Annotated in this window: 14 protein-coding genes; 1 reads left to right on the top strand and 13 read right to left on the bottom strand. The window is 58.1% G+C overall.

The genetic code is table 11. The annotated features are described in order from the left end of the window. Positions 1-21 precede the first annotated feature (21 nt). The 5 genes from UIA24_RS17595 to sdhC form a co-directional block, all read right to left on the bottom strand. Positions 22-2,853: a 2-oxoglutarate dehydrogenase E1 component gene (locus UIA24_RS17595; protein ID WP_099774012.1), complete on the bottom strand. Its 2,832-nt coding sequence runs from the start codon at positions 2,851-2,853 to the stop codon at positions 22-24. 245 nt (positions 2,854-3,098) lie between these two features. Beyond that, the gene (locus tag UIA24_RS17600; protein ID WP_065759452.1) at positions 3,099-3,803 is read right to left on the bottom strand and encodes a succinate dehydrogenase iron-sulfur subunit; all 705 of its coding nucleotides are present in this window, start codon (positions 3,801-3,803) and stop codon (positions 3,099-3,101) included. 11 nt (positions 3,804-3,814) lie between these two features. Then, positions 3,815-5,587: a succinate dehydrogenase flavoprotein subunit gene (sdhA, locus tag UIA24_RS17605; RefSeq protein WP_330523442.1), complete on the bottom strand. Its 1,773-nt coding sequence runs from the start codon at positions 5,585-5,587 to the stop codon at positions 3,815-3,817. A 3-nt stretch (positions 5,588-5,590) separates the two neighbouring features. Next, a complete protein-coding gene (sdhD, locus tag UIA24_RS17610; protein ID WP_065759454.1) occupies positions 5,591-5,959 on the bottom strand; it encodes a succinate dehydrogenase, hydrophobic membrane anchor protein in 369 nt (122 codons plus the stop codon). Continuing rightward, the gene (gene sdhC, locus UIA24_RS17615; protein WP_176717419.1) at positions 5,953-6,339 is read right to left on the bottom strand and encodes a succinate dehydrogenase, cytochrome b556 subunit; all 387 of its coding nucleotides are present in this window, start codon (positions 6,337-6,339) and stop codon (positions 5,953-5,955) included. The genes sdhD and sdhC overlap by 7 nt, the downstream gene beginning before the upstream one ends. 350 nt (positions 6,340-6,689) lie before the next feature. On the opposite strand from sdhC, the gene gltA reads away from it, so the two are divergent. Beyond that, the gene (gene gltA, locus UIA24_RS17620) at positions 6,690-7,979 is read left to right on the top strand and encodes a citrate synthase (protein WP_065759455.1); all 1,290 of its coding nucleotides are present in this window, start codon (positions 6,690-6,692) and stop codon (positions 7,977-7,979) included. Between the two features lie 66 nt (positions 7,980-8,045). Here gltA and UIA24_RS17625 read toward each other — a convergent pair whose 3' ends face one another. The 8 genes from UIA24_RS17625 to UIA24_RS17660 all read right to left on the bottom strand — a co-directional run. Further along, a complete protein-coding gene (locus UIA24_RS17625; RefSeq protein WP_330523443.1) occupies positions 8,046-8,651 on the bottom strand; it encodes an START domain-containing protein in 606 nt (201 codons plus the stop codon). A gap of 33 nt (positions 8,652-8,684) precedes the next feature. Continuing rightward, the gene (locus UIA24_RS17630; RefSeq protein WP_330523444.1) at positions 8,685-8,939 is read right to left on the bottom strand and encodes a YkgJ family cysteine cluster protein; all 255 of its coding nucleotides are present in this window, start codon (positions 8,937-8,939) and stop codon (positions 8,685-8,687) included. A gap of 127 nt (positions 8,940-9,066) precedes the next feature. After that, complete coding sequence (locus UIA24_RS17635; RefSeq protein WP_330523451.1) at positions 9,067-9,555, bottom strand: translation initiation factor 2; 489 nt, start codon at positions 9,553-9,555, stop codon at positions 9,067-9,069. A 66-nt stretch (positions 9,556-9,621) separates the two neighbouring features. Further along, a complete protein-coding gene (locus UIA24_RS17640; protein ID WP_065761905.1) occupies positions 9,622-11,067 on the bottom strand; it encodes an aminotransferase-like domain-containing protein in 1,446 nt (481 codons plus the stop codon). 218 nt (positions 11,068-11,285) lie between these two features. Then, the gene (locus tag UIA24_RS17645) at positions 11,286-12,095 is read right to left on the bottom strand and encodes an OmpA family protein (protein ID WP_065761904.1); all 810 of its coding nucleotides are present in this window, start codon (positions 12,093-12,095) and stop codon (positions 11,286-11,288) included. Continuing rightward, a complete protein-coding gene (locus UIA24_RS17650) occupies positions 12,092-12,445 on the bottom strand; it encodes a DUF4398 domain-containing protein (protein WP_330523445.1) in 354 nt (117 codons plus the stop codon). The genes UIA24_RS17645 and UIA24_RS17650 overlap by 4 nt, the downstream gene beginning before the upstream one ends. Before the next feature lie 9 nt (positions 12,446-12,454). After that, a complete protein-coding gene (locus tag UIA24_RS17655) occupies positions 12,455-13,261 on the bottom strand; it encodes a substrate-binding periplasmic protein (protein ID WP_330523446.1) in 807 nt (268 codons plus the stop codon). 134 nt (positions 13,262-13,395) lie between these two features. Then, a partial coding sequence (locus UIA24_RS17660; RefSeq protein ID WP_330523447.1) for an FAD-binding protein occupies positions 13,396-13,737 on the bottom strand: 342 nt, incomplete at its 5' end.

The following is a 13,737-nucleotide window of genomic DNA, read 5'->3' on the forward strand; positions in this document are numbered from 1 at the left end:
GGTTTCTTGTGCGCGGTGGCATTAAACAGTGAAAGCATCTTGCAGCAGTTTTTCCTGCTGCTCGGCGTGCATCGAAGCGTAACCACAGGCAGGTGCTGCCGATGCGTCACGACCAGCGTACTCAAGGACCAGGTCCTTGTTGTGACGGGTCAGGATGCGACGCATGTGGTGCTGGCTGCTGTACCAAGCGCCCTGGTTCATCGGCTCCTCCTGGCACCACACCACATCCTTCAGGTTGGTGTAAGGCGCGAGGATTTCGACCAGATCGTCCTCAGGGAACGGATACAGTTGCTCGATACGCACGATGGCGATGTCTTCACGACCTTCGGCACGACGTTTTTCCAGCAGATCGTAGTAGACCTTGCCGCTGCACAGAACCAGGCGGGTAACCTTTTTCGGATCGAGGGTATCGATTTCCGGGATTACAGTCTGGAACGAGCCTTCGGCCAGTTCTTCCAGCGTCGAGATGGCCAGTTTGTGGCGCAGCAGCGACTTCGGCGTCAGGACGATCAGCGGCTTACGCAGCGGACGAATGACCTGGCGACGCAGCAGGTGGTAGATCTGAGCCGGGGTGGTCGGTACGCAAACCTGAACGTTGTGCTCGGCGCACAGCTGCAGGTAACGCTCCAGACGTGCCGAGGAGTGCTCAGGCCCCTGCCCTTCATAACCGTGAGGCAGCAGCATGGTCAGACCGCACAGACGGCCCCACTTGTGCTCACCGCTGGTGATGAACTGGTCGACAACGACCTGGGCACCGTTGGCGAAGTCACCGAACTGGGCTTCCCAGATCACCAGCGCGTTAGGCGTGGTGGTCGAGTAACCGTATTCGAAGGCCAGTACCGCTTCTTCCGAGAGGAAGGAGTCGTACAGGTCAAACTTCGGCTGACCGGCATACAGGTTCTGCAGTGGCAGATAGGTGCTGGCGTCCTTCTGGTTGTGCAGCGCCGCATGGCGGTGCGAGAAGGTGCCGCGACCAACGTCCTGACCAGTGATACGCACTGGGTGACCTTCGAACAGCAAGGTCGCGTAGGCCATGGTTTCGGCGTAGCCCCAGTTGATTGGCAAGCCACCGGCCTGCATCTTCTGACGGTCTTCGTAGATCTTCGAAACCTGACGCTGAACCACAAAGCCTTCCGGCAGGTCCAGCAACTTGGCCGACAGCTCCTGCAGGGTCTTCAAGTCAAAGCGAGTGTCGTGACGCGCAGTCCAGGCATGGCCCAGGTACGGACGCCAGTCAACGAACAGTTCCTTGTTCGGCTCTTTGACCAGGCTCTTGACCACATGCAGGCCGTTATCCAGCGCATTGCGGTACTCGTCAACCTTGGCCTGTACGCGCTCGACGTCCAGACGACCGGCCTGAATCAGGCTCTCGGCATACAGTTCGCGCGTCGTGCGTTGCTTGGCGATCTGCTGGTACATCAGCGGCTGAGTGCCGTTTGGTTCGTCAGCTTCGTTGTGACCACGGCGGCGGTAGCAGACCAGGTCGATGACCACGTCACGCTTGAACTGCATACGGTAGTCGACAGCCAGCTGAGTCACGAACAGGACCGCTTCCGGATCGTCACCGTTAACGTGCAGAATCGGCGCCTGAATCATCTTGGCGACGTCGGTGCAGTACTCGGTGGAACGCGAGTCCAGCGGGTTGCTGATGGTGAAACCAACTTGGTTGTTGATCACGATGTGAACAGTACCGCCGGTTTTGAAACCGCGGGTCTGCGACATCTGGAAGGTTTCCATGACCACGCCCTGACCGGCGAATGCCGCGTCACCGTGGATGGAAATTGGCAGAACCTTGTCACCAACGCTGTCGTTACGGCGATCCTGACGGGCGCGTACCGAACCTTCCACTACTGGCGAGACGATTTCCAGGTGGGATGGGTTGAACGCCATGGCCAGGTGAACTTCACCGCCGGCGGTCATTACGTTGGAGGAGAAGCCCTGGTGATACTTCACGTCACCGGAACCCAGTTCGACCTTCTTCTTGCCTTCGAACTCGTCGAACAGGTCGCGCGGGTTTTTACCGAAGGTGTTGACCAGAACGTTCAAGCGGCCACGGTGGGCCATGCCGATCACGACTTCCTTGGTGCCATAGGAACCGGAGCGCTGGATCAGCTCGTCCAGCATCGGAATCAGGCTCTCGCCGCCTTCCAGGCCGAAACGCTTGGTGCCTGGGTACTTGGTGCCCAGGTATTTTTCCAGACCTTCAGCTGCAGTGACGCGCTCGAGCAGGTGGCTCTGAACGTCTGCAGAAAAAGCTGGGCGACCACGTACGCTCTCCAGACGCTGCTGGAACCAGCTGCGCTGCTCGGAGTCGACGATGTGAGTGAACTCGGCGCCAATGGTGCGGCAATATGTCTGCTGCAAAGCGTCGAAGATTTCGCGTAGGCTCGCTTCCTCTTTGCCGATAAACAGGTCGCCGGCACGGAAAGTCGTATCAAGATCGGCATTGGTCAAGCCGTAATGATTGATCGACAAGTCTACAGGCGCAGGGCGCTGCCACAACCCCAGGGGGTCGAGCTTGGCAGCTTGGTGGCCGCGCATACGGTAGGCTTGGATCAGTCGCAGTACTTCAACCTGCTTCTTCTCGTGCTCGCTGCTCACGCTGCCGGCAGAAACCGGTTGAGCGCGGCGCTGGTTCTTTGCCAGCAGAACGAAATGGTCGCGGATTGTAGAGTGCGATACATCGGTAGCAGTGCTGCCTTCGGCGGGCAACTTCTGAAAGTAAGTGCGCCACTCTTCTGGCACAGCGTTAGGGTCGTGCAGGTAGAGTTCGTAGAGCTCTTCCACATATGCAGCGTTACCACCTGAAAGGTGGGCGCTATCCCACATGCGCTGCATCACGCTTTCTTGCATGCTTGGTCACCCTCGGTTAGGGGACAGATCGGCAAGAGCCACAGAAAGCCTGGAAAAGTCCGAGTACAGCGACCGAACCAAGCCACCGAGGATCCTACAGATTTTCCGGGTACCAGCCCGGAAGCCCCTGCTGGTCTCATATCTTCATAGGTAAAAGCTAGGGCTTTTTGGGCCTTCGCTCGGGTTTCACCTTGGTGCGGGCAATGGCCCGCACCTCGGCGTACTACGGGTACAACATTTTAAAATCAGGTACCGCTTTGCAGCAGCATGTTACGTACGTGACCGATTGCCTTGGTCGGGTTCAGACCTTTCGGGCAAACGTTTACGCAGTTCATGATTCCACGGCAACGGAACACGCTGAACGGGTCATCCAGGGACGCCAGGCGCTCTTGGGTCTTGGTGTCACGGCTGTCAGCCAGGAAACGATAGGCTTGCAGCAGTGCAGCTGGACCGAGGAACTTGTCTGGGTTCCACCAGAACGAAGGGCAGGAAGTCGAGCAGCAAGCGCACAGGATGCACTCGTACAGACCGTCCAGCTTCTCACGCTCTTCTGGCGACTGCAGACGCTCGATGGCCGGAGCCGGCGTGTCGTTCTGCAGGTAAGGCTTCACCTTCTCGTACTGCTTGTAGAAGATGCTCATATCGACGACCAGGTCACGAATGACTGGCAGGCCAGGCAGCGGGCGAATCACCAGCTTGTTGCCCTTGACCACCGACGACAGCGGCGTAATGCACGCCAGGCCGTTCTTGCCGTTGATGTTCATGCCGTCGGAGCCGCAAACGCCCTCGCGGCAGGAGCGACGATACGAGAAACCTTCGTCCTGTTCCTTGATCAGTGCCAATACGTCCAGCACCATCAGATCCTTGCCACCGGTATCGACCTGGAACACCTGAGTTTTAGGCGCAGAGTCGGTATCAGGGTTGTAACGATAAACTTCGACTTGCAACATGGCGGCCACCCTTAGTAAGTCCGGACTTTAGGCTCGAAAGCAGGCACGGTTTTCGGCGCGAAGTTGACTGCACGCTTCTTGACACTTTTCTCACCCGGGAAGTACAGGGTGTGGCACAGCCAGTTTTCGTCGTCGCGATCTTCGAAGTCTTCACGGGCATGAGCACCGCGAGACTCTTTACGAGTTTCAGCAGCGATAGCGGTCGCTTCGGCAACTTCCAGCAGGTTCTGCAGCTCCAGCGCTTCGATACGCGCGGTGTTGAAGGCCTGGGACTTGTCGTTGATCTTGACGTTAGCGATACGCTCACGCAGATCAGCCAACTGCTTGATACCTTTCTGCATGTATTCGCCAGTACGGAATACACCGAAATAGTTCTGCATGCAGCTTTGCAGCTCGCGACGCAGGGTAGCAACGTCTTCACCGGTGTTGCGCTCATTGAGCTTGCGCAGACGGTTCAGCGCGACGTCGATGTCGGTATCGCTGGCGCTACGGTATTCGATACCCTCGCCCAGGGCTTTTTCCAGGTGCAGGCCAGCAGCGCGACCGAATACCACCAGGTCAAGCAGCGAGTTACCGCCCAGACGGTTTGCACCGTGAACCGATACGCACGCCACTTCACCGACCGCGAACAGGCCCGGGATAATGGTGTCTACACCGGCAGCGTTCATGGTGATGGCCTGGCCATGAATGTTGGTGGCAACGCCGCCCATCATGTAGTGGCAGGTTGGAACGACCGGCACCGGCGCAACCACTGGGTCAACGTGGGCGAAGGTCTTGGACAGCTCACAGATACCTGGCAGGCGGCTGTGCAGCACTTCCTCACCCAGGTGGTCGAGCTTGAGCATCACGTGGTCGCCGTTCGGACCACAGCCGTTGCCGGCGATGATCTCTTTAACCATGGAACGGGCCACAACGTCACGACCGGCAAGGTCTTTGGCGTTCGGCGCATAACGCTCCATGAAACGCTCGCCGTGCTTGTTGATGAGGTAACCACCTTCACCACGGCAACCTTCGGTAACCAGTACACCAGCGCCGGCAATACCGGTCGGGTGGAACTGCCACATTTCGATGTCCTGCACCGGCACACCGGCACGCAGCGCCATACCAACGCCGTCACCGGTATTGATCAGGGCGTTGGTGGTCGACGCGTAGATACGACCCGCACCACCAGTGGCCAGCACGGTAGCCTTGGCATGGATGTAAACGGTTTCACCGGTTTCGATGCAGATCGCGATCACACCGACGAACGCGCCGTCCTGGTTCTTGACCAGATCAACGGCATACCACTCGTTCAGGAAGGTGGTGCCTGCCTTCAGGTTGCCCTGATACAGGGTATGCAGCAGTGCGTGACCGGTACGGTCGGAAGCAGCACAGGTACGTGCAGCCTGACCACCTTTACCGAAGTCCTTGGACTGGCCACCGAACGGACGCTGGTAGATACGACCGGTTTCAGTACGAGAGAACGGCAGGCCCATGTGATCCAGTTCGAAGACCGCAGCCGGGCCTTCCTGACACATGTATTCGATAGCGTCCTGGTCACCGATGTAGTCGGAACCCTTGACGGTATCGTACATGTGCCAGCGCCAATCGTCGTTCGGGTCAGCCGAAGCGATTGCACAGGTGATACCACCCTGAGCCGATACAGTGTGCGAACGGGTCGGGAAGACCTTGGTGATTACAGCAGTCTTGTGACCACCTTGAGCCAGCTGCAGCGCAGCGCGCATGCCGGCACCGCCACCACCAATGATGATGGCGTCGAAAGAAATCGTAGGAATGTTAGCCATGAATCAGATACCCCAGAGAATCTGCACACCCCAGACGAAGTACGCGAACATCGCAACACCGCATACAGCCTGGAACAGGAAACGTATTGCAGTCGCCGACTTGCCGAACGCCATTGGCGTCAGGTAGTCCGTCGCGATGGTCCACATGCCGACCCAGGCGTGAGCGCCCAGAGCCACCAGTGCCAGCAGACTGAAAATACGCATCGCATTGTTGGAGAACAGACCGTGCCACTGGGCGTAGTCCATTCCCGGGTGCGCGACCAGGTAGCCAATCAGAAAAATGAAGTAAGCCGCGAGAACGACCGCAGAAACGCGCTGCGCCATCCAGTCATAGAGGCCCGAACGCGAGAGGTTCGTGACGTTGGTTACCATATCCACACTCCTGCCAGAACAATCACCACCACGGAGACGGCGATGACAATTTTCGAGCCCAGTTTGCCGCCTTCCAGCGTTTCACCGATGCCCATATCCATGATCAAGTGGCGCACACCGGCAACCAAGTGATACAGCAAGGCGGACAGAAGACCCCAAATCACAAGCTTGGCCAGCGGGCTGGTCAAACACGCTTTCACCTCACCGAAGCCTTCCTCGGAACCCAGGGATTTGCCCAATGCATAAAGCATGATGGCCAGGCCCAGGAAAAGGATGACACCGGAGATGCGGTGAAGAATGGACGTGTAAGCAGTGACAGGGAGTTTGATGGTCCTTAGGTCGAGGTTTACAGGTCGTTGGCTTTTCACGGCTTTTTTCACACTGAAGAGCCCCTAGCAAGCAGGGCAAAGTTGTTGGTAAGTGTACTGGTCAGGTACCCACCACCCAGGGAGTGACGACCCCAGCAACACAGGCTTCAAAGCCCCTGGCGGTCGGGTGCCGAGTATAGACAGTTAGGCTACTAATGACAACGAAAAGGCCTAGCCCAAATAGCTCATTGCCTTTACCCGACAAAAGGCGTAAATGGGCAGCAATTTCGAGGAAAAACAGCGCTCAGAGCCCTTTACAACCGTGCTTTAGGCAAATTGACATTCGAATTTATCTCACTATAGTGGTGCGGGCCCTGCGTGGGGGGTCTGTCTGATGATTTCAAGCATTAATAGGAGGCCACATGGCTGACAAAAAAGCGCAGTTGGTCATCGAGGGCGCAGCCCCCGTCGAGCTGCCCATTTTAACCGGCACCGTTGGTCCCGATGTTATCGACGTTAGAGGGTTGGGGGCCACGGGTCACTTCACTTTCGACCCCGGTTTCATGGCGACCGCATCCTGCGAGTCGAAGATCACCTATATTGATGGCGACAAGGGCATCCTGCTGCATCGCGGCTACCCTATCGAACAGCTCGCCGAGCAATCCGACTACCTGGAAACCTGCTACCTGCTGCTGAACGGCGAACTGCCGAACGCCGAGCAGAAGGCCCAGTTTGTCAGCACCGTGAAAAACCACACCATGGTTCACGAGCAACTGAAGTCGTTCTTCAACGGCTTCCGTCGCGACGCGCACCCAATGGCGGTCATGTGCGGCGTGGTTGGCGCGCTGTCGGCGTTCTATCACGACTCGCTGGACATCAATAACCCGCAGCACCGCGAAATCTCCGCGGTACGCCTGGTCGCGAAAATGCCGACCCTGGCGGCGATGGTTTACAAGTACTCCATGGGTCAACCCATGATGTACCCCCGCAACGACCTGTCGTATGCGGAAAACTTCCTGCACATGATGTTCAACACCCCGTGCGAGATCAAACCGATCAGCCCGGTACTGGCCAAGGCAATGGACCGGATCTTCATCCTCCATGCCGACCACGAGCAGAACGCTTCGACCTCCACCGTGCGCCTGGCAGGCTCCTCGGGTGCCAACCCGTTCGCCTGTATTGCCGCCGGTATCGCTGCACTGTGGGGCCCTGCCCACGGCGGCGCCAACGAGGCCGTACTGACCATGCTCGATGAAATTGGCGATGTCTCGAACATCGACAAGTTCATCGCCAAGGCCAAGGACAAGAACGATCCGTTCAAACTGATGGGCTTCGGTCACCGCGTTTACAAAAACCGCGACCCGCGCGCCACCGTGATGAAAAAGACCTGCGATGAAGTCCTGCGCGAGCTGGGCATCACCAACGATCCGCAGCTGGAACTGGCCATGCGCCTGGAAGAGATCGCCCTGACCGATCCTTACTTCATCGAGCGCTCGCTGTACCCGAACGTCGACTTCTACTCGGGGATCATCCTCAAGGCGATCGGCATTCCAACCAGCATGTTCACCGTGATCTTCGCCCTGGCACGTACCGTCGGCTGGATCTCGCACTGGAAAGAAATGCTCTCCAGCCCGTACAAGATTGGCCGTCCGCGCCAGCTGTACACCGGCTACGAAGCACGCGACATCGTCAAGCTGTCCGACCGCAAGTAAGCCCTGCCCTGCAGTGCTGAACACAAAAAGGCTGCCCTCGGGCAGCCTTTTTTGTTCGCCGTGAAGTCAGGGCTTCTCGGCTTTCTCTTTCAATGCCTTCAGCGTGTTGAACGGCGCCTCTACGACAAAACTGTTCGCCAACCAGGACGGCACGCTACCACCCGGCTCGGTGTGCACCTGATAGGTGACTTCGGTGCTGTCACCCTTAGGCTCGAACTTCCAGAAGCCCTCGACCTGAGCCACCCGCACAAAACCTTTTTCTTCAGGCAAATAGCTGGGCAACCCTTCCAGCTTGCGCACAACACTGCCATCCGCCGCATCTTCGGTGGTTACCTTGAGAATTGAATCACGCGGCGTCACCGGCCAAGGCGTATTGAACTGGGTGTAGGTCCAGATCTGGTTACCCTCACGCTTGAGCAGCTTCTGCACCTTGCATTCATGTATCCAGGCGCAGGCCCCGACCACATCTTCGTGCAACGCACGCAGCTTGGCGACATTGGCCTTGATCAAGGTCACCCCACGGTAAGCCTTGTATTTGGACCCCGCCACTTCATTCAGGGACACCTTGATACCCTGCTCATCCTTTGCCACCTGCCAACTTTCCGCCTGCGCCAGAGGCGCCAGCAACGCACCTACAGCACACACCAACGCCATCCGCTTAAACGATCCCATGCTCTTGTTCCTTATTGTCGAAGATCTACGTATTCAAGCTGCTGTCATCTGCTCCAGCCACCCCAGGATCCTGATCGCCTCATCGCGATCACCGCCACACACGTCCACATCCGCCATGAACGCCGAGCACACAGCTGGGCGCTCGGGCTTACCGAACAATCCACACAGGTTGACGACAGACAGATGGATACAGCGCTCGCCAGCAGGCTTGCCGTTGGGCATTCCTGGTATCGGCGAACTGATGGACGGAGCAATGCAGCAGGCGCCACAGCCTTCACGACACTTCATGACGGCAGTACCTCGGAATCAAAATGGATGAACACGTCGGGATAGTAACCGCTAAAACGGTCGTTTGAAATTACCGGCGGGATGAAATATCACAGGACGAAAACAGACCAATCAGTCAGGCCCGAGCTTACTGTTTGAACTCGAATTCGATGGCCGCACCTTCGACATCCTGACGGCTGTCGTTGCGCAGTTGCAGCTGCATTTCGTTGCTGAGCAGACGACCATTGAGCTGAAACGGGCTTTCTTCCTTGGGTTTCTCACCAAACATGGCCGGCAAGAGCGGGCGATGCAACTGAGCTTCGCTTGCGCTGCCCGGCTGCAGCCCGCCAACCATACTCAAAGGCAGGCTAAGGTCCAATCGAGGCGTGGGCAATGGCGCCGCAATGGCATCCGCATGCTTGCGCCTGGTGGTCTTGCCCGAAGATTTCTGAGTGGACGCAGAGCCCGCCTTGGCATGCGGCACAGCCTCTTTTGCGACAGGCTTGCTCGCCACCTTGGCGGCGCCCGTCGGATGCGACGATTCCGCGACAGCGTCCGCCCTCGCCCAGGCATGCATCGGAATCAGAGAACCGGCCATCGACATCAACAACAAACCGGCACAACACAAGGCTTTCATAGGCAACAACGGACACTCGAAAAAAGGATAATGCTCTGCGTTCCCTGAAAACTGACAAACCCATCCCTAGAAGAAACTACTGCTACCCGACTCCTGGCAAAGCTGAGTGGCCAGCATCCCCAGGGTCATCAGCGCCCGCTCCGACTCACGATTCCAGGGAATCCCGCAGTTCAAGCGAATGCAATGGTTGAACTGCTCGGTATTACTGAAAATCAGCCCTGGCGCAATACTGATGCCCTGCTGAAGCGCCCGCACATGCAGCTCCTGGGTATTGACCCGCCCCGGCAGGCTAACCCAGAGGATGAAGCCACCGGTAGGCCGCGTCATCTGGGTACCTTCGGGAAAGTACTGCTGCACGGCCAACTGATAGGCACTGAGGTTCTTGCGATACTCATGACGGATAAAACGCAAGTGCCGATCATACCCGCCATTTTCCAGATACGCAGCAACACCCATCTGCGTCACGCTGCAAGCTGAATGGGTAGTGAAGGTTTGCAGGCGCTGGATTTCGTCCTGGTACTTGCCGGCAATCATCCAGCCAATCCGCACACCGGGCGACAGCGTCTTGGAAAAGCTCGAACAGTAGATAACCCGCCCCAGTCGATCAAACGCCTTGAGTGCCTTGGTACGCCCCTGCTCGAACATCAGTTCGCCATAAATGTCATCTTCGATGATCTGTATATCGAAGTCCGAGGATAGCCGCAGCAATTGTTTCTGACGGTCCTCAGGAATGGTCCCACCCAATGGATTGCTCAAACGCGCAGTCAGCACCAGCGCCTTGATCGACCACTGGTTGGCGGCCAACTGCAGCGCCTCCAGACTGATACCGGTAGATGGATCACTGGGAATCTCGATGACCTTCAGCCCCAAGAGATCAGCCAACTGCAGCAACCCATAGTAAGTAGGCGACTCGGCAGCGATCAGATCACCGGGACGGGTCAACACCCGCAGACTCATCTGCAAGGCATCGACACAGCCATGCGTGACAACGACTTCGGAGGGGTCGACCACCACACCCGCATCGCGCATGCGAATGGCGATCTGCCTGCGCAGTGGCTCAAACCCCGGGCTGAACATGTAGCTAAAGGCCCGCGGGCTATGGAAGCGGGTAACCTTGGCCAACTGCTGGTGCAATGCCCTCACCGGCAGGTAGTCGACATGGGGCACTGCCGCACCAAGCGGAAATACCCCATCACGGCGTGCCTCTACCAGAACCTGCTGAATAATGCTGCTACGGGTAACCAACCCCGGCCGCTCGACCCTGGCGATATCCGGTGTCGGCGCCGTCAGCGCCGGCGTCTGGTGAACGTAGTAACCTGACTGCGGACGCGCCCGGATCAAACCCTGGTCTTCAAGATTGGCATACGCCTGAAGTACCGTCGCATGACTGACATTGAGCTGCGCGCTCATCTTGCGCACCGACGGCACCCGCTCACCCGGCTGATAGACACCCCGACGGATATCCTCGGCCAGTTGCTGGGCAATACGCTGGTAGAGCAACAGGTTGGTCATGGTGAACTCTCGGCACGCGGACGATCTCGTTATTTTTAGGCGAACTCTCTGGCAAGAGAATACCGTAACAGTTGCGAAGTGTACTGGCACAGATTACAGAATAGTCAACAATACAGTTGCGTGACAGCACCTGTAACGTGCGCCCTGGCCCATCAACCACAGCCGAAAAAAAACCCGATGACGTAATCGCCACCGGGCTTTGTGCATAGCGCTCAGCTTCAGCGCTCAGCGCCGAGACGCCCCTGCTCATCGGAAAACACGATCTCGACCCGTCGATTCTGCGCCCTGCCGCGCTCCGAGGCATTAGCCTCAACCGGGTACTGGTCGCCATAACCCTCGACCTGAATGCGCTTTTCGTCCACACCCAGATCAATCAGCATGTCGGCAACCGACTGAGCGCGATCTCGCGACAGCTTCAGGTTGTCCTCAGGGGTGCCCGTGCTGTCGGTATAACCCTCGATACGTACCGTACGCTTGGGGTTGAGCTGAAGGAACTGCACCAGTTTGAGCACCGTACGATTGGCGGAGTTCTTCAGGTCGGCGCGCCCGGTATCGAACAGCACATCCCCCAGCGTCATTACCAAGCCACGATCGCTCTGCATGGTCGCCAGGCTGACAATCTGCGCCTCCAGCCATTTACCTTGCTGCTGAACACTGGCCAATTTGGCCTCGCGCAAGGCCAGTTGCAAACGCTGGCGCTCCAGTTCCAGCTTGGCCTGACGCTCCTGATTGAGCACCAGGTTCGTGTGCTCACGCGCGATTTCACTGTAACGCTGGCTCAGGTAAGCGTAATGGCGCACGTCCGCGCCGCTCCCCCAATAACTCGACAGACGCTCTGCGCGCCCCAGCGACTCACCGGCACGAATCACATCACGCGGCGCACTGCGCAGCACGCTGGAGTCATTCTTGACCTGTTGAAAGCTGGCTGCAGCCTGCTCAAGCGACGCTTCACTGCGCTGACTGGCGCACCCCTGCAGGCCAACGGCTCCCAACACCAGCAGCGCCACCAAAGGCTTGATCGAACTCACTGCTGCTCCCCCAACTGTTTACGTAGACGATCAACACGCGACTGCAGCACCTTGAGCTGTTCTTCACTCTTGGCGGTCAACACGCGTGCTTCAGCCAAACGCGCATCAAGCTCAGCCTGCTCGGCACGAACCCGCGCGTCACGAAAGGACTCGTTGGACATATTGACCCGCGCCCGCGCCAGCTTGGCTTCGGCAAGCTTGAGTTCTGCCACCTCTTCAGTGGCGCCAACGGCCTTGGCCTGCTCCAGCGCCTGCTCGGACAAACGAAGTTGCTCATGGGGTGCCGGGTCGGCGGCGCAACCGGCCAGGGCCATGATGGCCAAGGCCGCGAATAGCGGTCGAGTTCTCACACAATCTTCCTACGGTTTGGGGGCATCGAGCGGTTGCTGCAATTGCGCTTTCCAGCGCTCGACATTGCGTTGCAGTACAGCCTGGGTTACACCAGAAACCGGCAATTCTGTCAGTTTTTTTGCCAGCTGTCCGCGCAACCAGGCATCGTTACACGCTGAGTTATGCGATACAGCCAAATAGAGCCCGGGGCGGTCGACCGGCACATCACGCGCCGTCAGGTCCTTGCCCATGCCCAATGTCTGCGCCATGGCCATGCCGGCATAACGCCCTGCCAGCACGTAGTCCACCTGACCCAGCAAGAGTTTCTGAAACGCCTGCGTCAGATTTTCCACAACCTCCAGCTTCAAGTGTGTCTTGGTAAACGCCTCAAAGGTTGGGGTCAGGCGCGCCTTCTGCGAAATCGCTCCAGGGTGCAGCGCCAAATCTGCCAGGCTTTCATAAGCCAACGACGCATCATGGCGCGTCCAGACCAGGTATTCGTTTTGCAGCAACGGAGGATGGATAAAGTCCATCGAGGTGAGCTCGGCGACCGTCAGCGGCGCATCCACGAGGATATCCATCCGGCCGCTACGCACTTCCTCAAGCGCCTGACTGCGCTTGCCGGCACTCAAAATCTCGATCTTCAGGCCCAGCTCATCCGCCACCTGCTTGAGCAGATCGGCACTGGCACCGATCAGGTGCCGTGGATCTTGTGGGTCTTGCCACAGGTACGGAGGTGCATCCGGACTACCGGTGGCAACCAGGCGCTCACACTTGCCGACTGCGAGTGCCCATGTCGGCATCAACGCAACACTCAGCGCAGTGACTGCACTCATCCGGCCAAACCACCCCATGCCACCCTCTCCTTGACTGCACCCGCCGAAAAATGAAAAGCCCGGTTATCGCGGGCTGGGCAGGATAACCTGTCCAGCCCGAAACAACCGGGCTCTTTATAAGTGAAGCCGCTGGATTAAACCAGCTTCTCCAGCTCTGGGATGGCTTCGAACAAATCCGCCACCAGGCCATAGTCGGCCACTTGGAAGATCGGCGCTTCCTCATCCTTGTTGATCGCAACGATCACCTTGGAATCTTTCATACCCGCCAGGTGCTGGATGGCACCGGAGATACCGACAGCGATGTACAGCTGTGGCGCAACGATCTTGCCGGTCTGGCCGACCTGCATGTCGTTTGGCACGAAACCGGCGTCGACGGCGGCACGGGAAGCACCGACCGCAGCGCCCAGCTTGTCGGCCAGCGCATACAGGTGCTTGAAGTTGTCGCCGTTCTGCATGCCACGGCCGCCGGAAACGAC

The sequence above is a fragment of the Pseudomonas sp. AL 58 genome, assembly GCF_036348395.1.
In the GTDB taxonomy this organism is placed as follows: Bacteria; Pseudomonadota; Gammaproteobacteria; order Pseudomonadales; family Pseudomonadaceae; genus Aquipseudomonas; species Aquipseudomonas defluvii.

Excerpts from the sequence above, each read along its gene's own strand:
- UIA24_RS17595 (WP_099774012.1), bottom strand. The coding sequence starts at position 2,853 with ATGCAAGAAAGCGTGATGCAGCGCATGTGGGATAGCGCCCACCTTTCA.
- UIA24_RS17600 (WP_065759452.1), bottom strand. The coding sequence starts at position 3,803 with ATGTTGCAAGTCGAAGTTTATCGTTACAACCCTGATACCGACTCTGCG.
- sdhA (WP_330523442.1), bottom strand. The coding sequence starts at position 5,587 with ATGGCTAACATTCCTACGATTTCTTTCGACGCCATCATCATTGGTGGT.
- sdhD (WP_065759454.1), bottom strand. The coding sequence starts at position 5,959 with ATGGTAACCAACGTCACGAACCTCTCGCGTTCGGGCCTCTATGACTGG.
- gltA (WP_065759455.1), top strand. The coding sequence starts at position 6,690 with ATGGCTGACAAAAAAGCGCAGTTGGTCATCGAGGGCGCAGCCCCCGTC.
- UIA24_RS17625 (WP_330523443.1), bottom strand. The coding sequence starts at position 8,651 with ATGGGATCGTTTAAGCGGATGGCGTTGGTGTGTGCTGTAGGTGCGTTG.
- UIA24_RS17630 (WP_330523444.1), bottom strand. The coding sequence starts at position 8,939 with ATGAAGTGTCGTGAAGGCTGTGGCGCCTGCTGCATTGCTCCGTCCATC.
- UIA24_RS17635 (WP_330523451.1), bottom strand. The coding sequence starts at position 9,555 with ATGAAAGCCTTGTGTTGTGCCGGTTTGTTGTTGATGTCGATGGCCGGT.
- UIA24_RS17640 (WP_065761905.1), bottom strand. The coding sequence starts at position 11,067 with ATGACCAACCTGTTGCTCTACCAGCGTATTGCCCAGCAACTGGCCGAG.
- UIA24_RS17655 (WP_330523446.1), bottom strand. The coding sequence starts at position 13,261 with ATGAGTGCAGTCACTGCGCTGAGTGTTGCGTTGATGCCGACATGGGCA.